Origin of the sequence: Metabacillus niabensis (assembly GCF_020524345.1) — a bacterium.
GTDB lineage: Bacteria > Bacillota > Bacilli > Bacillales > Bacillaceae > Metabacillus > Metabacillus niabensis_B.
In genome coordinates this window covers 1-18,807 of the sequence record NZ_JAIVLH010000024.1, presented here as the reverse complement: position 1 = coordinate 18,807, position 18,807 = coordinate 1, and the positions used below count along the sequence as shown (strand labels likewise).

Here is an 18,807-nt window from a genome sequence, read left to right as displayed (position 1 = left end):
TTTAAAGGAATATGGGATAGGATCGTCATTTCGAAGGTTAACATAATTGATGTACCTTCGAAATAATAATTAATGTTGTTTTTGATTCTGATTATTTGGAAATAGAAAATAGGAGATAACACCAGAAAATAAAGCTCCTCCTAACGCTATTAAGGTTCTTATACCGATTGTAATATCCTCACCATAATTTTGATCAAGAATTCTAATCGCAAAAATAAAGACAATAATTGAAATAGGGATGACGATTTTTAACCTTTTCAATATGACACATCCTTCAGGAAAAAGTAATATGCTCAAAGTTTAACATAAAATTGGGAGGATCGTGATTTTAATAAGTAATTACAAGTGTTGTGATGAAGGGGAGTTAGAAGATATGTATTGTACATAGTAAACACTAATTAGAGGTCGAGATGGTTTAGTATGTTTTTTTGATTTCCGTCCTTTGGAGTAGGTCCGTTCATTCTATAGTTGTGTTTTTTAAAAGATTCAGATAAATATATGGAAAAATATTTCGATTCCCGATATATTTAAACGTATCACGTTATATGTATAGATAATGTGTTAAAAATGGAACATGTGAACGGGGAGGGTATATATGGAAACCTTTAAAAAGCTGAAAAGCTTTTATTGGCCATATAAAAAGTATTTTTTATGGTCATTGTTTTTTGTTTTATTTATTACCACCATTACTGTGGTCTATCCAATTGTTCTTCAATTAACAATTGATGAAATTGTTTTAAAAGGACAGTATGAATATATTCCATGGATTGTAAGTGGATTTTTAGCATTAATGGTTGTTAAAGGGGTATCTGCATTTTTTCATCAATATTTAGGAGATATGTTTGGAATTCAATCTGTTTACCGACTTCGGAATGCATTGTACGAGAAGCTCCAGAAGTTGCCTTTTATGTATTATGACAATGCAAAAACGGGTGACTTAATGTCCCGACTAACTGCTGATGTAGAAGGATTTCGTTTCTTTTTATCTTTCGGGTTTTCAGAACTAGTTCGTTTTATCCTTTTAGTGTGTGGGACATTAACGGTGATGTTTATTTATTCTGTACCATTAACTTTTGCAACGATTGCTGCATTACCGTTTTTAGCCTTGACAGTTTATCGTTTTGATAAAAGAGTTCATCCGGCCTTTCGGAATATTCGTAAATCGTTTGGGAAATTGAATACAAATGTTCAAGAGAATATTAGTGGGATTCAAACCGTAAAAGCACTTTCTCGTGAGGAATTTGAGATAGGGAAATTCAATCAAGCAAATGGGGATTATAAAGATAAATCTTTAACAACTTCATATGTTTGGGCGAAGTTTTTCCCGCTTATGGAGCTAATAGGGAATATTTGTGTTGTTGCCTTACTCGCATACGGAAGTATTTTAGTCATTCAAGGGAGTCTTCAACCGGGAGAACTTGTCGCATTTTTTAGCTTAGTTTGGTATTTAATGGGGCCAATTATGCACTTGGGATTTGTTATTAATCTATTCTCTCAATCAAAAGCTTCTGGAGAAAGATTGCTGGAAATTCTCGATGCCAATGAGACGATTAGAGATATGGATACATCCATTTCCGAGACAAAGATAAATGGCAATGTGGAGTTTCATCATGTTAGCCTTCGGTATAAGGATGAGGATGAGCTTGCCTTAAATGACATTTCATTTAACGCAACATCTGGAAAAACAATAGGATTAATTGGTGCAACCGGGTCTGGAAAAACGAGCTTAACTCAACTTATAACACGGTTTTATACTCCGTCAAGTGGGCAGATTGTTATCGATGGCAAAGATATTAGAGATTATTCTTTACATGCATTACGTTCAAATATTGGCGTAGTCTTACAAGAATCATTTTTATTTTCTTCAACAATAAAATCCAATATTTCATATGGCAGACCAGATGCTTCAATGGAGACCATTATTGATGCAGCAAAAAGAGCACAGGCACATGACTTTATTATGGAACTTCCTAATGGGTATGACACAATGCTTGGTGAGCGGGGGTTAGGTTTATCAGGTGGACAAAAACAAAGGATTGCGATTGCTAGGGCTATTTGTTTGAATCCAAGTATTTTAATTTTAGATGATTCCACGAGTGCGGTTGATATGACTACAGAATTTAATATTCAAAAAGCGTTAAAAGAAGTCATGAAAGGTAGAACAACCTTCATTATTGCACATCGAATTTCTTCTTTAAAACATGCTGATGAAATTCTTGTTCTTGAAAACGGTTTAATTACAGAAAGAGGAAAGCATGAGGATTTGATAAGAAATGATGGCTATTACAAACGAATTTATGATATTCAATATAAGGACCAAAAGGCTGTTTTACAGTCAACGGCAGGGTAGGTGAAAGAATGGATCATAAGCAAAAAAAAGAAAAAATTATGGAAAGGTTTCACTATTCCACAGACACAATTATTGATAAACCATTTAACTGGAAGCAAATGTGGAGACTTTTCAGCTATTTAAAGCCGTACTCAAAAAACTTGCTTCCAGCAGCATTTGTTGCGGTATTCATTTCAGCACTTGTCAGGTTAGTTGCTCCAATCTTAATTGGAAAATATACACTTGACTATGCTATTGCTAATAAAGATATAAATCTATTAACAGTATTAGTTGTTACAATTGCAGGGTTGTATATCTTGTCTTATATTGCAAATAAATTCCGCATTAAATGGATGAATATGTTGGGTCAGAATGTAATATATGATATACGGAAGCATTTATTTACACATGTTCAAACCTTGTCACACCGATTTTTTGATCAACGTTCGGCAGGTTCGATTCTTGTGCGAATTATGAATGATATTAATTCACTTCAGGAATTGTTTACTAGTGGTGTTATTAATCTATTGATGGATTTTATCCTTTTAATTGGTGTAGTTGCCTTATTGTTTACGTTAAGTCCACAACTAACGTTAGCCATCTTAATTATTGTTCCATTAATGTTTTTTATTTCTACAAGCTTACGAAAAAAAATACGCCGTTCTTGGCAAACAGTTAGATTAAAACAATCAAAATTAAATTCTCATTTAAATGAGTCCATTCAGGGAATCCGTGTAACACAATCATTTACACAAGAAAAAGAGAATATAGAATTCTTTGATGGTGTGAATAGTGAAAACTTCCGTGCTTGGCAAAATGCAACAAAAAGAAATGCAATGTTTACGCCGATGGTTGAAATGACGAATGCAATTGGAACAGCAATTTTAATTGCATACGGTGCTAGTCTAATAGCAAATGAATCAATTACGATCGGAATCTTCGTTTCGTTTGCCTTTTATTTAGGCATGTTTTGGGAACCTATCTCACGTTTAGGGCAGGTATATAATCAGTTACTGATGGGGATGGCTTCATCTGAACGGATTTTTGAATTTCTGGATGAAAAACCGATTGTGGCTGAATCTCATAGTCCGATTTCTCTAACAAATATGGATGGGAAAATAACGTTTGAATCTGTAGAATTTGCCTATGATTCCTCTCGAAAGGCATTACATGATGTCTCTCTCTCCATTGATGCTGGGCAAACAGTAGCCCTTGTAGGACATACAGGATCAGGTAAAACGACGATAGCGAACTTAATTAGTCGTTTTTATGATGCAACAGCTGGAAAGGTAAAAATTGATGACATTCATATAAAAGATTTATCGATTCAGGAACTCAGGTCACAAATAAGTGTTGTTCTTCAAGATACTTTTATATTCTCAGGAACGATTATTGATAATATCCGCTTTGGTCGTCCTGAGGCTTCTGATGAAGATGTTATTGAAGCAGCTAAAGCAGTAGGTGCAGATGGTTTTATTGAAAATTTGTCAAATGGTTATTTTACTGAGGTAGAAGAAAGAGGCAACATTTTATCAGTAGGTGAAAGACAATTAATTTCTTTTGCAAGAGCACTGCTTGCAGATCCGCGCATCATCATCCTTGATGAGGCAACGGCTAGTATTGATACAGAAACAGAAGTGAAAATTCAACATGCATTGAGAACACTTTTAAAAGGAAGAACTGCAATTATGATAGCGCATCGACTTTCAACCATTCGAGAAGCTGATAATATCATTGTCCTTGATCATGGTCATATTATGGAACAGGGAAGCCATCAACAATTGATGGAGAAAAAAGGTATTTACTATGGATTAGTGAAAGCACAATTTAATATGTTAGAAGTAGGATAAAAAGTGTCAACCTGACGCTTTTTTTCTTGCAATGGAAAGAGTTTTATTCGTTTAACGGTGATAAAGCTTAAGTAATCTAGCTTCAATGCTATAGTCCATAAATTTGAACATTATGTAAAATATATATCTACCTATTTACAATACTTAAAATTAGAGATATTATTTTTGTGGAAGTAAAACTATTTTTAAATCCACTAATTATTGGAGGCACAACAGGAAAATGTGGGTCATAACCTTGTATGATGAAGAGAGTATTAAAATGTATGAGTTTGATAATGAAGAAGAAGCAAAACAATCTTTGAAGAAGATGAAAGGTCAAACCATTCTCTCACATGTTGTCTATTTTAATGATCAAATTTTAGAAGCTGTTCATCCATAAAATGATGATACCGGCACCCTTTACTAAAAAGGGTGCCGGTTTTTTGTTTGTGAAAATTAGTTTTTAGATAAACATGTAGAAAACAGTTACAATTTATAAAAGTTGTACTAAAATGGAAATAGGATATTTAAAACGCTTACAATGGAAGTTTATTAGTGAGTTGTATCATTTTTAAATTATCCCCATTTAAAAGTAAAAGATATGGAGGTCAGAGATGTCACAATTAAGTAATGCTAGCACAAATATTATTATTCGATTGCACTTTCAAAAAAACTTAATTACCTTTAGTGAAATTGCAAAAGTAATAGGTGAAGTTGGTGGAGATATAATAGGGATTGATGTGATCTCTACAAGCAAAACACAGACAGTACGAGATATTACGATAACAGTAAAAAATCAGAAGCATGGTCAAAATGTAATGGATGTCCTGGGGTTACTAAAAGGTGTAAAAGTCATCTCGGTCTCCGATCGTACATTTCTCTTGCACCTTGGAGGGAAGATTGAAGTTACACCAAAAAATCCTATTAAAAACCGCGATGATTTATCAAGAGTTTACACTCCAGGTGTTGCACAGGTTTGTCGTGCGATTGAAGATGAACCACAAAAAGCTCACTCATTAACAATTAAGCGAAATACCGTTGCGGTTGTTTCAGATGGTACAGCCGTTTTAGGCCTAGGTGATATTGGTCCATTAGCAGCGATGCCGGTAATGGAAGGGAAAGCAATGTTGTTTAAGCAAATGGCAGATGTTGACGCATTTCCAATATGTCTTGACACGAAAGATCCTGATGAGATTATTAAAATTGTTAAAGCAATTGCACCTGCATTTGGTGGTATAAATTTGGAGGATATTTCTTCACCAAGGTGCTTTGAAATTGAGGAAACACTTAAATCTGAATTAAATATTCCTGTTTTTCACGATGATCAGCATGGTACAGCTGTTGTATTGTTAGCAGGGCTTTATAATGCATTGAAGTTGACAGGAAAGAATATAGAAGAAATTAAAGTTGTTCTTAATGGAGTGGGAGCTGCTGGGACAGCTTGTGCCAAAATGTTGCTAGCAGCAGGTGTCCGTCAAATTATTGGAGTTGATCGCATAGGTGCCCTCAACAAAAATGAATCCTATGAAAATCAAAATTGGACAGCCTTTTCTCAGATGACTAATCCGGATAACTTAAAGGGTTCGCTTACAGATGTCATTAAAGGCGCTGATGTTTTTATTGGAGTATCTGCACCGGGAGTTTTAACAGTAGAGCACCTTCAATCAATGGCAAAGGATCCTATTGTATTTGCATTAGCGAATCCGGATCCAGAAATTGATCCGGAAATTGCAGAACCGTATGTAAAAGTATTGGCCACCGGACGTTCCGATTATCCAAATCAGATTAATAATGTTTTATGTTTTCCAGGTATTTTTAGAGGTGCATTAGATTGTCGGGCTTCAGAAATCAATGAACAGATGAAGATTGCTACAGCAAAAGCAATCGCTGATGTTGTTTCAGATGATGAATTAAGTGAAACATATATTGTTCCAAGTGTTTTTAATCAAAAGGTTGTTGAGAAAGTTAGAAAAGCAGTTGTCAAAGCTGCTCATGAATCAGGTGTCGCAAGAAAAGATTTGTATAAAGAAGAAAATAGTTTCCAAGAAAATTGATGCGTTAATACTCTTAGGTACATTTTCTATATAATCTTCATGATGGCATATTTGAAGGTTATATAGATCATGTTACTTAAGAGTTTTTTTATACAATCAGTAAGTGTAAGATTTTTATTGATTGATAATATAATAAACTCTAAGGATATCTCCAATAAAACTAGGTGATGAGTTTAGTTTTTCTAATGGAAAATTAGTATTTAAGAAATTTTTTACAAATAAACACCTTTTTTATGAAACTATTTCCAATCACCCTCGTATAAGTATATGAAAATATATTTTGGAGGGAAAAAAGATGGAACAAGAAACGATACAAACAAAGAAACCATCATTATTTGGAATGATTTTTCAACCTGGGGAACAGTTTGAAAGAATGCGTGAAAAACCGACAATTTGGCTTCCTTTAATTATTCTTTCTATTTTAGGTGCACTTGTGGGTGTTTTAGCCGCTTTAAATGTTGATTACGCAACAATGCCAGGCATGGAAGGAATGCCGGATGATCAGATAGAAATTTCAAAAATGTTTGGGATTATTTTCGGTGGCATTGGAGCATTGTTTGGTACTCCGATTGGATTTTTAATTTTTGGCGGTATATTATTTGGGATCACAAAGATCGCTAAATCAACAGTTACGTTTAAACAAGTGTTATCATTAATCCTTTTTACAAGCTTTATTTCTACTATTGGGCAAATATTAAACCAAGTTATTATTTATGTTATTGGTTCAGATCCATATATCATGTTAACAAGTATTAACAGTTTTGTAGGTGCTGAAGGAGCAATTGGAGGTATTCTCGGTACTATCGAGGTATTCCAAATATGGTATTATATTTTACTTGGATTCGGTTTAGTGAAAGTAGCGCAACTTTCTAAACCGGCAGCATATACAATTACAATTATCTTCTTTGTATTAGGTCTTATCTTTGCTGCAGCCTCTAGAGCTTTAGAAGGGCTGGCACAATTTTAATGAAGAAAAAAGTTTGGATATCAATTGCTGTAGTGTCTTTGATCATACTATTAGTTGGAGTAAACATCTACAGGGCATCAAATCAGGAAGTCCTTTCAGTGGAGACGGAGACTGTAAAGAAGCGAGAATTGACCGGGAGTGTTATGGTTCCCGGTACACTTTCTTTAAGTCAAGAGAACTTTGTATATTATGTGCCTGAAAATGGTAAGGTAGCCGAGGTCCTTGTAAAAGAAGGAGATAAGGTAGCCGAGGATACCCCATTAATAAAATATGAAAATGAACAGTTACAATTAGAAAAAGAACAAAATGCTCTTTCCCTTGAATCCTCCTACTTACAAATTAATCGAATTAAAGATCAAATTGATGATTTAGATGATAAAGAAAAGGATTTAAAGGAACAAGTAGGAGAAAAGGAAGCTGAAAAGCAAATAGAAGCTGAACGAGATCAGCTTAAGACGGATTTAAAAGTCGCAGATCTTGATGCAAGGCAGATTCTACTTCAAAAGGAAACGATTGAAAATAATCTTGAAGATCTTGTTGTCAAAAGTGAGAGTGCTGGAACAGTGCTTACTATTAATGAAGAAGCGATAAAAGGGATTTCACAAGCCCCTATTTTACATATAGGTAATTCGGAAGAATTAATTGTTAAAGGGACAATATCGGAATACGATTCCTTGAAAATAAATGAAGGGCAAGCCGTTACTTTGCGTTCAGATGTTCTTGCTGACAAGGAATGGAAGGGAAAAGTAGCAAAAGTTAGCTATTTACCTGTACAAAGTGAAACAGCGATATCAGGTGAAGAAACGGCTGTTCAATATTCAATTGAAGTTTCTATCGATGATAAAAATATTGAGGCAAAGCCTGGATTTAAGCTAATTATGGATATTGAAACAGAGAAACGATCTGCAGTAGCTGTGCCTTTAGAGGCTGTAAAACAGGATGGCGAAAACTACTATGTATACACCGTTGTAGAAGGAAAAGCCGTTCATAATGAGGTCGAAATTGGAACAACCAGTAATGAGTATATGGAAATCAAATCAGGTCTTAAATCAGGATCAAAAGTCATTATTAATCCTTCAGAAGAAGTCCGGGATAACTTGGAAGTGAACGAAAAATGATTGAGCTAACGTCAATTACAAAAAGCTATAAAGTAGGTCAAGATACGTTAGAGGTGTTAAAAAATATCAATCTTACGATTCATAATGGAGAGTTTGTTGCCATTATGGGTCCATCGGGTTCCGGAAAATCAACTTTAATGAACGTAATAGGTTGTCTAGATAATCCCACTTCAGGAACCTACCTTTTAGATGAAGAGGACATCTCAACATACAAGGATGAAATGCTTGCAAAAGTAAGAAACCTCTCGATCGGATTTGTTTTTCAACAATTTCAATTATTACCCAGGTTATCTGCCTTGAAAAATGTGGAACTTCCAATGGTTTATGCCGGGTACAAGAAGAAAGAGCGGGAGGAACGAGCAAAACAAGCTCTTGAAAAGGTAGGTTTAGGTGATAGAATAAATCACCTGCCAAATGAATTATCTGGAGGACAAAAACAACGGGTTGCTATAGCTAGGTCAATTGTGAATGAACCGAAAATTATCTTAGCTGATGAACCTACTGGTGCTCTGGATAGCAAAACAAGTATTTCCATTATGGAGCAATTTACACAATTGAACAAAGAAGGTACCACTGTCATCCTTGTTACCCATGAACAAGAGGTTGCAGATTACGCAAACCGAATTATTACAGTTAGAGATGGAATTATTCTCTCTGATGAAGAGCGGGGGAGAGTATAGATGAGTTTAATGGAAAATATTAAAATGGCATTAAGCTCAGTTCTCGCTCACAAATTACGTTCCATTTTAACTATGCTAGGGATCATTATTGGTGTTGCGTCAGTCATTCTTGTTGTGGCAATAGGACAGGGGGGCGAACAATTATTAAAAACTTCGATAACAGGACCGGGAAATACTATAGAAGTATATTATGAACCGAGTGAAGAAGAATTGTTATCAAACCCAAATGCCTATATGAATGCAGCATTCACCCAAGCTGATGTAAATGCATTAAGTGAGATTCCTGAAGTGAAAAAAGTCGTTGCATCATCAACCGAATACTTCCAAACAAGTTTCCGTGAAGAAACAGCTGATACAAGTGTTTATGGTGTAAACCAAGCATATATGGAAGTGAATAATTTAAATGTTCAATCTGGCAGAAACCTATTAGAAAGTGAATATATAGGAGGAACCAGAGTAGGTGTTATTAGCCATGAGCTAAGCACAGAAATTTTCGACGATAAGTCTGCAATAGGTGAAGTAATTTGGGTTAAAGGTCAGCCAATTGAAATTGTTGGAGTATTGGAAAAACCGAGTGGGTTATTTGCCTTTGGAGCTATGGAAGTATATATTCCTTGGAATACTTTTCGTAATTCTTTTGGTAAAAATGAATATAACCAGGTGACATTACAAGCCAAGAATGCAGATGTGATGAAAGAAGTTGGCGAGAAGGCAACAACTCTATTAAATACCTCCCATAATACAGAAGAGTCATACAAAGTGTTTAATATGGAAGAAATGGCAGAAGGAATAGGACAAATTACAACGATAATGACGTTAATCATTGGCTCAATTGCCGGAATATCCCTTGTAGTTGGAGGGATCGGTGTTATGAATATTATGCTTGTTTCTGTAACAGAAAGAACGAAGGAAATTGGTATAAGAAAAGCTCTGGGTGCCACTAAGCGGCAAATTCTAACCCAATTCCTAATTGAATCTGTTACCCTCACTCTAATAGGAGGGATTATAGGTATAATTTTAGGTGCTGTGGCAGCGAATATCGTATCCATTTTTGCTGGATGGCCACCATTGATTTCGTGGGAAGTTGTTGTCGGTGGACTACTTTTCTCCATGATTATAGGAATTGTGTTTGGCATGCTCCCTGCAAATAAAGCAGCCCGATTAAGTCCAATAGAATCTTTACGATATGAATAAATATGAATGAATATGAATGAATTAAGGGAACCTCACAATCAGATTATTTCTGTGTGAGGTTTTTTGTTATACATTCGAAGGAATAAATACAGGTTTAGATAGTGATAATCGTATTAAAATTCTAAACTATGATTGTTTGTGATTGATAAAATACTATATAGATATAAAAAATGATAGTTTTTGATATTTTACGATTGATTTTGACTGAAAGTGAAAGTATAATAAGATGTAAGCAAGCGGTGAATTCGCTTACAAAAATTAGTTGCAATGAAAAGTTACAAAATACTTGTAATGGATAATAGGGGAAAAACTTTATCCATATATAAAAAATAAAGCAATAAAGGTAGTGAATTCATGATTTATACTGTTACGCTAAATCCTTCGGTGGATTACATTGTTAAACTAGAACAATTCGAAATAGGCTCTTTGAACAGAATGACAGATGATTCTAAGTTTCCTGGAGGAAAGGGAATTAATGTATCAAGAGTTATGAAGCGACTAGGAGTAGAATCTAAGGCAATAGGTTTTTTAGGTGGCTTTACGGGTGTCTTTATTGAAGATTTTTTAACTGCTGAGAATATTAATCATCAATTTATAAAAGTATCTGGTGATACACGAATTAACATTAAATTAAAAACCGATGTTGAAACAGAAATCAATGGTTTAGGTCCAAGTGTCTCAGAAGATCAATTAAATCTGTTTTTACAGCAATTTGAAAGAATGGATCGTCAAGATATCGTTTTATTAGCAGGAAGTATCCCTGGAACATTACCATCCTCCATCTATAAGAGAATTATGGATATTTGTAAAGAAAAAGAGATAAAAGTGGTTGCAGATGTTTCAGGAAATGCATTGAAAGAAGTTGTATCCGGAAAACCTTACTTAATTAAACCTAACCATCATGAATTGGGCGAATTATTCGGTACAAAAATTGAATCGGTGGAAGAAGCACATGAATATGCGAAGAAGCTAGTTTCACAAGGAGTTCAACATGTTATTGTGTCATTAGCTGAAAAGGGCGCATTGCTTGTAACTGAAAAAAATAGTTTTGTTGCGAATGTTCCAAAGGGAAAAGTGTTGAATTCAGTTGGTGCAGGTGATTCTGTAGTTGGAGGATTTATTAGTGCGTATTCAACAAATCATCCAATTGAAGAAGCTTTTAAGATTGGAGTCGCTTCAGGAAGTGCAACAGCTTTTTCAATTGAGTTATGTACAAAAGAGGAAATGGAAGAATTATTGCCTCAAATTGAAGTGAAGAAGGTATAGAGGGGGAAGAAAGATGAGAATAACAGAGATATTAACAAAGGATACAATTATATTAAATATCCAATCATCATCTAAAGGCGATGTTGTAACAGAATTAGTGGAAGTATTAAACCGTGCCGGCAAGCTATCTGATAAGGTTGCTTACGAACAGGCGGTTTTAGAACGTGAAAAGCAAAGTACAACTGGAATTGGTGATGGGATTGCAATTCCACATGCTAAAACAGCAGCTGTTAAAGAACCGTCTATTGTATTTGGACGATCAATTGAAGGGGTAGATTATGAGTCATTAGATGGTCAGCCCAGCTATTTATTTTTTATGATAGCAGCTCCGGATGGTGCGAACAATACTCATTTAGAAGCATTATCGAAACTATCCAGTATTTTAATGAAACAGGAAGTAAGAGATCAATTAATGGCTGCAAAAACAATTGAAAATGTGTTGGCTACTATCGATAAATACGATGTTCAAGATGAGGATGGAGAGGTAGAAGGCACCAATAAAGGGAAAATCCTTGCAGTTACTGCTTGTCCAACAGGAATTGCCCATACGTATATGGCAGCAGACGCGTTAAAAGAAAAAGCAAAAGAGATGAATCTTTCTTTTAAGGTTGAAACTAATGGCTCTGGTGGAGCAAAAAATGTGTTAACAGCATCAGAAATTGAAGAAGCTACTGCCATTATTGTTGCGGCAGATAAGCAAGTTGAAATGGAACGTTTTAAAGGAAAGCATGTTATTATTGTTCCTGTAGCAGACGGAATTCGTAAAACAAAGGAACTTCTTGATCGAGCTGTTAAACAAGATGCTCCTATATATAAAGGAACGGGTGACGGGCGAAAAGAAGAGGGCAGCAGTGAAAGAACCGGTTTTTATAAACATCTAATGAATGGTGTTTCAAACATGCTTCCATTTGTTGTTGGAGGAGGTATTCTCATTGCACTATCTTTCTTATTTGGTATTCATGCTTCAGATCCCAATGATCCTTCACATAATGTTTTAGCAGAAGCGTTAAGTACGATTGGTGGCGGAAATGCTTTTGGTTTAATGATACCAGTATTAGCCGGATTTATCGCATTAAGTATTGCTGATCGCCCTGGCTTAGCACCCGGTATGGTTGGTGGGTTTATGGCAGCACAAGGTGGGGCTGGTTTCTTAGGAGGTTTAATTGCCGGTTTCTTAGCGGGTTATATTGTTGTTCTTTTGAAGAAACTACTTTCAGGTTTACCAGCATCATTAGAAGGAATTAAACCTGTTCTTTTATATCCAGTTTTAAGTATCTTATCTGTTGGAATGATCATGTTCTTCGTGGTAAACAAACCAGTAAGCGCATTAAATGCTGGTATTAGTGATTTCTTAGGTGGATTAGGAACTGGTAACTTAGTATTACTCGGATTATTGCTGGGTGGAATGATGGCGATTGATATGGGTGGTCCTGTCAATAAAGCTGCTTTTACTTTTGGTATTGCGATGATTGATTCAGGAAATTTTGCTCCACATGCAGCAGTAATGGCTGGAGGAATGGTTCCACCGTTGGGAATCGCTTTAGCAACAACTTTATTTAAGAACAAATTTACAAAACGTGAACGTCAATCAGGTATTACATGTTATATAATGGGTGCATCCTTTATTACAGAAGGAGCAATACCGTTTGCGGCGGCCGATCCAGGTCGTGTCATTCCTTCAATTGTAACAGGCTCAGCTGTTGCTGGTGCATTAGCGATGTTTTTCGGAAATGGATTACGTGCTCCTCATGGTGGCGCATTTGTTATTCCATTGGTAGAGGGAAATCCATTTTTATATCTTCTTGCAATTGTCATTGGTGCAGTTATAACAGCTATTATGCTTGGAATTTTAAAAAAACCAGTTAAGGAATAATAATAAGTAAGCTGATTTGTCTCGGATAAACTCGAAACAAATCAGCTTTTTTGATTAGGAATGCGTAAAATAGGGTACATTCTAGTAATGGTCAAACTAAAGAAAATGGAAAGGTGGAATATATTCATGTCAGAAACATTGTTTACATCAACTGCAAAAGCTGTTGGTGGTAGAGATGGAAGAGTAGAGTCTTCTGATGGGAAAATTAACTTGAAATTAGCTATGCCTGGTTCACCTCAGGCTAAAGAAAATCCTGATGCTACAAACCCAGAACAATTATTTGCAGCAGGATATTCTGCATGTTTCGATGGTGCACTCCAATTAATGGCGAAAAAAGAAAAAGTTCATTTCGAATCTGAAGTAACAGCAAATGTATCTTTATTGAAAGATGATACAGATGATGGTTTTAAAATAGGGGTAACCTTGCAAGTAAAAGGGACAGGCATTGAAAAAGAAAAGCTAAAGGAGCTAGTTGATAAAGCTCATGAATTCTGCCCTTATTCAAAAGCAACACGAGGTAATATTGATGTAGAGCTGGAGGTTGTTGACTAATCAAATATAAACATTTCAAATATAAACATTTAGTAGCAGGTCCTAGTTATACTGGTAGGGCTTGCTTTTTTATGTTTATATACTCTTTTTGGAAGTATCATTCAATAAAAGATAAAGGATTTTTAAATATTTAACAAATAGGCATATAAAGAGTTATAATATAGAAGAGGATTGAATTTAGGAGGACTTTTCATGTCACAAACAGAAACTGAAACAACAAAATCTAAAATATGGGAATGGACTAAGGCCATCGTTTTAGCTGTGGGGCTTGCAATGATTATTCGTTTCTTTCTATTTGAGCCGTATCTTGTAGAAGGTTCATCAATGGACCCTACATTACATGATGGTGATCGTCTATTTGTAAATAAAACTTTAAAATTTATCGGTGAAATTAATAAGGGTGATATTGTTATTATTGATGGTGAAGAAGAAAATATTCGGTATGTAAAGCGAATAATCGGATTGCCAGGTGATAAGGTTAGTGCTGAAGAAGGACAAGTATATGTGAATGATCAGCTTATAGAGGAACCTTATTTAACAGAAAATCGTGAAGAAGCTGAGCAGCTAGGCATGATGCTAACAGGAGATTTTGAAGAGGTTGAAGTACCTGAAGGAAGTTATTTTGTGATGGGCGATAATCGTTTAAATAGCATGGATAGTCGGAACGGATTGGGTCTTATTGAATCAAGCAGGATACTTGGTAAGTCTGAATTCATTTTTTATCCATTTGATCATTTTCAAAAAACAGAGTAAAACAAAGAGTCGATACTTTAGGTGTCGGCTTTTTAATTTATTCACATTTTTGTAACATTGAATCTTTTCATACGTCTACTTCTAAGAGATAAAAACCTATTAGGGGAAGTGTTGTGAAATGAAAAATTGGATGGTTATCATATGTTCATTTTTACTAGCAATTGTCATTGGCGGATGCAGCAATATTTCTAGGGAAGAAAGTCAAGCAGATCAAGCTAATTATGCATCTGAAGGGGGTACTGTAGAAGAAAAGACAGTTGAAACAGAAAACAAGGCAGAGATAACGTCAGATCCTACTGAACAAAAGGACACGGAAACTAATTCTCAGGTAACAAATATGAGTGATCGAATGGTCATTTATACTGCAAACCTTTCCATTCAAGTTAACAGCTATACCGATGCTATATCCTCTATCCAACACGAACTTCAAACATATAACGGTTATATCGTAAATACAAATTCTTATTCAGTAGAAAATGAATTAATGGAAGGGACAATTACGGTAAGAATTCCTCAAGAAAACTTCCAAAAATTTTTAAAGACTGTTGAAAGTGAAAGTACAAAAGTAATAGATGAATCCATAAATGGTCAAGATGTGACAGAAGAATATGTGGATTTGGAATCAAGGCTTAAATCAAAAGAAGTAGTTGAAAAGCGTTTACTTGAATTTATGGAGAAAGCCGAAAAGACAGAGGACCTATTAAAAATATCAAATGATTTAGCTGCTGTTCAGGAAGAAATAGAACAAATAAAAGGTAGAATGAATTATTTAGATAATCAGGTAAGTTTAGCAACCATAACAATTCATATACAAGAGAGTAAGGTCAATGTTCCCGAGCTTGAAAACAATGACTTAAATACCTGGGATGAAACGAAAAAGCAATTTATGGAAACTCTAAATTTCGTCATAAGAGCCATATCTTCAGTTATTGTATTTATTGTAGGCAGTATACCTGTATTCATTGTATTAGGTGGCATTCTCATTGGCATTTGGTTCATTTTAAAAAGAAAGCGAAGACAGCAAGAAGAACCACCTGAAAATAAAGGAGAATAGGTTATCATTAAGTTGCTAAAATCGTTAAAATAAGCATTGTAATAAATATACTTCCACTTAATAAAGCGACACTTACTAAAATTGAAAGTTTTTTATTTTCAATTTGGTAATGTGGGAGTAGCCGTTTCAATAACAATGTGATAATTATGTAAATAAAGATTACACCAATAATAAAGGTACTTCCATTTGATTGAAAGCCAAGAAATGCAAAATAAATCCCGGAAAAAAGAATAAGTAAACAATATTCAATAAGTGTATGTAATTTCATGTTGTAGCTCCTCATATGATTAAGATAATCTATTTTAACATAGTTTGTTTCTTTGTTTAAGTAAATCGTATCTTTTGAGAATAACGGTCAATTTGGGCAGAAAGGATTGTAGAGACGGATATCGAATATATAGTTAAATAAAAGTTATGGGGGAAGCGATGAGTTATTTACCAGATCACTTTGTCAGGACTATTAAGTCAATTCATCAGCAAAAAGGAGATAAATGGCTAGAAGATTTTGATAATTTAAAGCGTTACTGTGAATTTAAATGGGATTGTGACATTCTCCAACCATATGAATTATCTTATAATTTTGTTGCTCCTGCAGTAAAAAAAGATGGGAGTTTTATTGTTGTAAAATTCGTTGTGCCCTATGGAAAAGAATTTTTACAAGAGGTTGAAGCGTTAACATATTTACAGAGTAGCACGATAGTTAGATTACTAGATGTAGAGGTTGAAAAAGGGATAATGGTTTTGGAACATATTTCGCCAGGAGAAAAGCTATATACCGTTAACGATGATGATGATGCAACATTCATTATGGCAGATGTTATGAAAAATTTGTGGACTGATGCTCCTCCAAAAAGTTCAATATTAACTATTTTTGAAAGAGAAGAAGAGTTTAAAAAGATTCGTTTCCTTCATAAGGATGGAATAGGACCGATTACAGCTGATATGTTAATTGAAGCAGAAAAAATTTTCTCAGAACTTACAAGTTCAATTGAGAAGTTATTTTTGCTACATGGTGACCTTCATCATCATAATGTTTTATTCTCAAATTATCATAAATGGATTGCTATCGATCCTAAAGGCCTTATTGGAGAAAGAGAATATGATGTTATTCAATTTCTCTTGAATAAAGTACCTTCAGAGAATTATTTAGAGGTTTTGGAAAGGCGGATTGACATACTAGTAGACCAATTACTTTTAAAAAAATATCGAATCATATTATGGGGCTTTTGCCATTCTATCCTAAGTTTATATTGGGATATCGAGGACTTTGGTAAAGTAAATGAACATACATGGAGCATCGTTAAATCATTTGAATATTTAATGAACAACAGTAAACGGTGCTAATTCACAGATTAATCATTTTATTGAATAGCTTCAAAACCCCGTCAATTACTAATAAACTAAATATATATCTAAATTGTCCTAAAATCTTTTATGATGTTAATTTATGTAAAACTAAGTTAAAATTAGTAAGGTAAAACATTCATAAAAGGAGATTGATGATGAGTCAAAATTTTATAAACATTGAAGAAGGAAAAAATACTCATAAACGCTATATTAGTTCACTTCTTGTTATATTAGCTTTTATGGTTATTTTAGGTACTCTGGCATACATAGTTGCTTTAATTATTGGTGAAGTCATAAACCCTGGTCTTCTTGATATCGAAACAGGTTTAGTAACAGATCCGCTTGTAGACCTTTATTTATTGCATCTTCAGAGTATCTTATTGGTTATTGGGATATTTATTGCTGTTAAATGTATATTAAAAAGAAGATTTATTTCGATTATTACTCCAGCCGATAAGCTTAATTGGGGGAAAATTGGGTATGGCTTTCTGGTTTTCCTTGTCATTCTGGGTGTTTTTTCTTTTATTGATTATATAATTTTCCCAAATGATTATCACTTAAATGACTTTGATATGTCGAGGTTTCTATGGTTATTAGTAGCTGTTATTTTCCTTGTACCTATTCAAACAACTTCCGAGGAATTATTGTTTAGGGGATTTTTACTACAATGGGGAGGGAAATTTACTCAAAATCCAATAATATTAACTATTATTGTTGGGGGAATCTTTGGAAGTCTTCACTTCTTTAATCCCGAGATGGAATATGGAGCATTTTGGGTTGCGTTAGATTACCTTTCTATGGGCTTTATATGGACCTATATTTCGATCAAAACAAATAGTTCTGAATTTTCAATTGGTGCTCATGCAGCAAATAATATGTTTCTCTGTCTATTTTTAACAATGGAGGACACTGTATATGGTGATATTCCTTCCTTGTTTGTCACGACAAATGTAAACGCCATGATATCAACTTTAACAACAATCGTGACCGGGATTATATTCTCTATTATTGTTTTTAGAAAAAATAAAAAAGCTACATTCTAAAAAAGCGTGCAAACAATGCATGCTTTTTTAAATAAAGCTGTTATTCCGACCTTCCAGGATATGTTTGATTAAGGTCAAATGAATCGTGGCCCATGCCTTTTCTCTAAAGTGTAAGATTACGCTAAGGATTAAAATGGACAGATAAACTGTAATAAAAATGAAAAACGGCATACTTCCGTTTTTAAATAAAAATTCTTGAAGTTGTTTGGAGAATAGAAACAGCAGCCAAGGTCCTGCCGAAACAAAGACAGGTATCATTCCCATTCCGTTTTTTTCTTTTAACATTCGGTAATAGATTTTCTCCAACGTTGCGGTATCGATTTTTTTATAAAAAGATTTCATTGCAGATATTTCTCTTAATTCATTTAATTCATGTAAGGGTTCACCGTTTTCTGATATCCTTTTAAATTTCAAGTATAATTTATGTGCATCCCCACGTGTTGAAAACATTAATGTAAACCTCCATTCTATACCCTAAAATCGTTTACAAATTTAAGATGAAATATACTTGAAAAGAGGAATAGAATAAAAGGAAGGATAAGAATTAGGTTTATTTTTAAATATGTGGTATCCTTGAGGTACCATTTTAATACTTGTAGCAAGACGTCGACCACTCATTTTTGAGTGGCCAGGCTGTCGAGAAACCTCGGCAGCCTATTATTTTCATCTGAATACTTTAACTTTTCACCGCGTTAATTTGGTATAATATAGATAACTAATTGGGAGGGTGATATTTATGTTCAATACA

18 protein-coding genes are annotated in these 18,807 nt (G+C 34.4%); 15 read left to right on the top strand and 3 right to left on the bottom strand.

The window, feature by feature from the left end:
• Positions 1 to 69: 69 nt before the first annotated feature.
• Positions 70 to 261: a histidine kinase gene (locus tag LC095_RS21720; protein ID WP_226530165.1), complete on the bottom strand. Its 192-nt coding sequence runs from the start codon at positions 259 to 261 to the stop codon at positions 70 to 72.
• A gap of 334 nt (positions 262 to 595) precedes the next feature.
• Here LC095_RS21720 and LC095_RS21715 point away from each other — a divergent pair, with 334 nt between their 5' ends.
• The 13 genes from LC095_RS21715 to LC095_RS21655 all read left to right on the top strand — a co-directional run bounded on the left by LC095_RS21715 (position 596) and on the right by LC095_RS21655 (position 15,669).
• Positions 596 to 2,350, top strand: coding sequence for an ABC transporter ATP-binding protein (locus LC095_RS21715; protein ID WP_226530164.1), 1,755 nt, complete (start codon positions 596 to 598; stop codon positions 2,348 to 2,350).
• An 8-nt stretch (positions 2,351 to 2,358) separates the two neighbouring features.
• Positions 2,359 to 4,179 carry an ABC transporter ATP-binding protein gene (locus tag LC095_RS21710; RefSeq protein WP_226530163.1) on the top strand — a complete coding sequence of 607 codons (1,821 nt, stop codon included), beginning with the start codon at positions 2,359 to 2,361 and terminating at the stop codon, positions 4,177 to 4,179.
• A 220-nt stretch (positions 4,180 to 4,399) separates the two neighbouring features.
• Entirely contained in the window at positions 4,400 to 4,558 is a 159-nt protein-coding gene (locus LC095_RS21705; RefSeq protein WP_198025724.1) for a hypothetical protein, read from the top strand.
• Between the two features lie 214 nt (positions 4,559 to 4,772).
• Positions 4,773 to 6,212: an NAD-dependent malic enzyme gene (locus tag LC095_RS21700; protein WP_226530162.1), complete on the top strand. Its 1,440-nt coding sequence runs from the start codon at positions 4,773 to 4,775 to the stop codon at positions 6,210 to 6,212.
• A gap of 295 nt (positions 6,213 to 6,507) precedes the next feature.
• Positions 6,508 to 7,179 (top strand): Yip1 family protein, encoded by a 672-nt coding sequence (locus tag LC095_RS21695; RefSeq protein WP_226530161.1) that lies wholly within the window; start codon positions 6,508 to 6,510, stop codon positions 7,177 to 7,179.
• Positions 7,179 to 8,297 (top strand): efflux RND transporter periplasmic adaptor subunit, encoded by a 1,119-nt coding sequence (locus tag LC095_RS21690; RefSeq protein ID WP_226530160.1) that lies wholly within the window; start codon positions 7,179 to 7,181, stop codon positions 8,295 to 8,297. Before LC095_RS21695 ends, LC095_RS21690 begins: the two co-directional genes overlap by 1 nt.
• Positions 8,294 to 8,977 carry an ABC transporter ATP-binding protein gene (locus tag LC095_RS21685; protein ID WP_226530159.1) on the top strand — a complete coding sequence of 228 codons (684 nt, stop codon included), beginning with the start codon at positions 8,294 to 8,296 and terminating at the stop codon, positions 8,975 to 8,977. The genes LC095_RS21690 and LC095_RS21685 overlap by 4 nt, the downstream gene beginning before the upstream one ends.
• On the top strand, positions 8,978 to 10,171 hold the full coding sequence (locus tag LC095_RS21680; RefSeq protein WP_226530158.1) for an ABC transporter permease: 1,194 nt from the start codon (positions 8,978 to 8,980) through the stop codon (positions 10,169 to 10,171).
• Positions 10,172 to 10,525: 354 nt separating this feature from the next.
• Positions 10,526 to 11,437: a 1-phosphofructokinase gene (gene pfkB, locus LC095_RS21675; RefSeq protein ID WP_226530157.1), complete on the top strand. Its 912-nt coding sequence runs from the start codon at positions 10,526 to 10,528 to the stop codon at positions 11,435 to 11,437.
• Between the two features lie 13 nt (positions 11,438 to 11,450).
• Positions 11,451 to 13,310, top strand: coding sequence for a fructose-specific PTS transporter subunit EIIC (locus LC095_RS21670; protein ID WP_226530156.1), 1,860 nt, complete (start codon positions 11,451 to 11,453; stop codon positions 13,308 to 13,310).
• A 126-nt stretch (positions 13,311 to 13,436) separates the two neighbouring features.
• On the top strand, positions 13,437 to 13,862 hold the full coding sequence (locus tag LC095_RS21665; protein ID WP_226530155.1) for an organic hydroperoxide resistance protein: 426 nt from the start codon (positions 13,437 to 13,439) through the stop codon (positions 13,860 to 13,862).
• Positions 13,863 to 14,054: 192 nt separating this feature from the next.
• Positions 14,055 to 14,615, top strand: a complete 561-nt coding sequence (lepB, locus tag LC095_RS21660; protein WP_226530154.1) for a signal peptidase I — start codon at positions 14,055 to 14,057, stop codon at positions 14,613 to 14,615.
• A gap of 118 nt (positions 14,616 to 14,733) precedes the next feature.
• Positions 14,734 to 15,669: a DUF4349 domain-containing protein gene (locus LC095_RS21655; protein WP_226530153.1), complete on the top strand. Its 936-nt coding sequence runs from the start codon at positions 14,734 to 14,736 to the stop codon at positions 15,667 to 15,669.
• A 7-nt stretch (positions 15,670 to 15,676) separates the two neighbouring features.
• Here LC095_RS21655 and LC095_RS21650 read toward each other — a convergent pair whose 3' ends face one another.
• Complete coding sequence (locus LC095_RS21650) at positions 15,677 to 15,937, bottom strand: hypothetical protein (protein WP_226530152.1); 261 nt, start codon at positions 15,935 to 15,937, stop codon at positions 15,677 to 15,679.
• A 158-nt stretch (positions 15,938 to 16,095) separates the two neighbouring features.
• Between LC095_RS21650 and LC095_RS21645 the strand changes: the two genes are divergently transcribed.
• Positions 16,096 to 17,013, top strand: a complete 918-nt coding sequence (locus LC095_RS21645; protein WP_226530151.1) for an aminoglycoside phosphotransferase family protein — start codon at positions 16,096 to 16,098, stop codon at positions 17,011 to 17,013.
• Positions 17,014 to 17,171: 158 nt separating this feature from the next.
• Complete coding sequence (locus LC095_RS21640) at positions 17,172 to 18,059, top strand: CPBP family intramembrane glutamic endopeptidase (protein ID WP_226530150.1); 888 nt, start codon at positions 17,172 to 17,174, stop codon at positions 18,057 to 18,059.
• A gap of 27 nt (positions 18,060 to 18,086) precedes the next feature.
• Here the strand turns inward: LC095_RS21640 and LC095_RS21635 are convergent, their stop codons facing one another.
• A complete protein-coding gene (locus tag LC095_RS21635; RefSeq protein WP_226530149.1) occupies positions 18,087 to 18,509 on the bottom strand; it encodes a hypothetical protein in 423 nt (140 codons plus the stop codon).
• Positions 18,510 to 18,807: the final 298 nt, after the last annotated feature.

Excerpts from the sequence above, each read along its gene's own strand:
- LC095_RS21715 (WP_226530164.1), top strand. The coding sequence starts at position 596 with ATGGAAACCTTTAAAAAGCTGAAAAGCTTTTATTGGCCATATAAAAAG.
- LC095_RS21710 (WP_226530163.1), top strand. The coding sequence starts at position 2,359 with ATGGATCATAAGCAAAAAAAAGAAAAAATTATGGAAAGGTTTCACTAT.
- LC095_RS21705 (WP_198025724.1), top strand. The coding sequence starts at position 4,400 with ATGTGGGTCATAACCTTGTATGATGAAGAGAGTATTAAAATGTATGAG.
- LC095_RS21700 (WP_226530162.1), top strand. The coding sequence starts at position 4,773 with ATGTCACAATTAAGTAATGCTAGCACAAATATTATTATTCGATTGCAC.
- LC095_RS21695 (WP_226530161.1), top strand. The coding sequence starts at position 6,508 with ATGGAACAAGAAACGATACAAACAAAGAAACCATCATTATTTGGAATG.
- LC095_RS21690 (WP_226530160.1), top strand. The coding sequence starts at position 7,179 with ATGAAGAAAAAAGTTTGGATATCAATTGCTGTAGTGTCTTTGATCATA.
- LC095_RS21685 (WP_226530159.1), top strand. The coding sequence starts at position 8,294 with ATGATTGAGCTAACGTCAATTACAAAAAGCTATAAAGTAGGTCAAGAT.
- LC095_RS21680 (WP_226530158.1), top strand. The coding sequence starts at position 8,978 with ATGAGTTTAATGGAAAATATTAAAATGGCATTAAGCTCAGTTCTCGCT.
- pfkB (WP_226530157.1), top strand. The coding sequence starts at position 10,526 with ATGATTTATACTGTTACGCTAAATCCTTCGGTGGATTACATTGTTAAA.
- LC095_RS21670 (WP_226530156.1), top strand. The coding sequence starts at position 11,451 with ATGAGAATAACAGAGATATTAACAAAGGATACAATTATATTAAATATC.
- LC095_RS21665 (WP_226530155.1), top strand. The coding sequence starts at position 13,437 with ATGTCAGAAACATTGTTTACATCAACTGCAAAAGCTGTTGGTGGTAGA.
- lepB (WP_226530154.1), top strand. The coding sequence starts at position 14,055 with ATGTCACAAACAGAAACTGAAACAACAAAATCTAAAATATGGGAATGG.
- LC095_RS21655 (WP_226530153.1), top strand. The coding sequence starts at position 14,734 with ATGAAAAATTGGATGGTTATCATATGTTCATTTTTACTAGCAATTGTC.
- LC095_RS21650 (WP_226530152.1), bottom strand. The coding sequence starts at position 15,937 with ATGAAATTACATACACTTATTGAATATTGTTTACTTATTCTTTTTTCC.
- LC095_RS21645 (WP_226530151.1), top strand. The coding sequence starts at position 16,096 with ATGAGTTATTTACCAGATCACTTTGTCAGGACTATTAAGTCAATTCAT.
- LC095_RS21640 (WP_226530150.1), top strand. The coding sequence starts at position 17,172 with ATGAGTCAAAATTTTATAAACATTGAAGAAGGAAAAAATACTCATAAA.
- LC095_RS21635 (WP_226530149.1), bottom strand. The coding sequence starts at position 18,509 with ATGTTTTCAACACGTGGGGATGCACATAAATTATACTTGAAATTTAAA.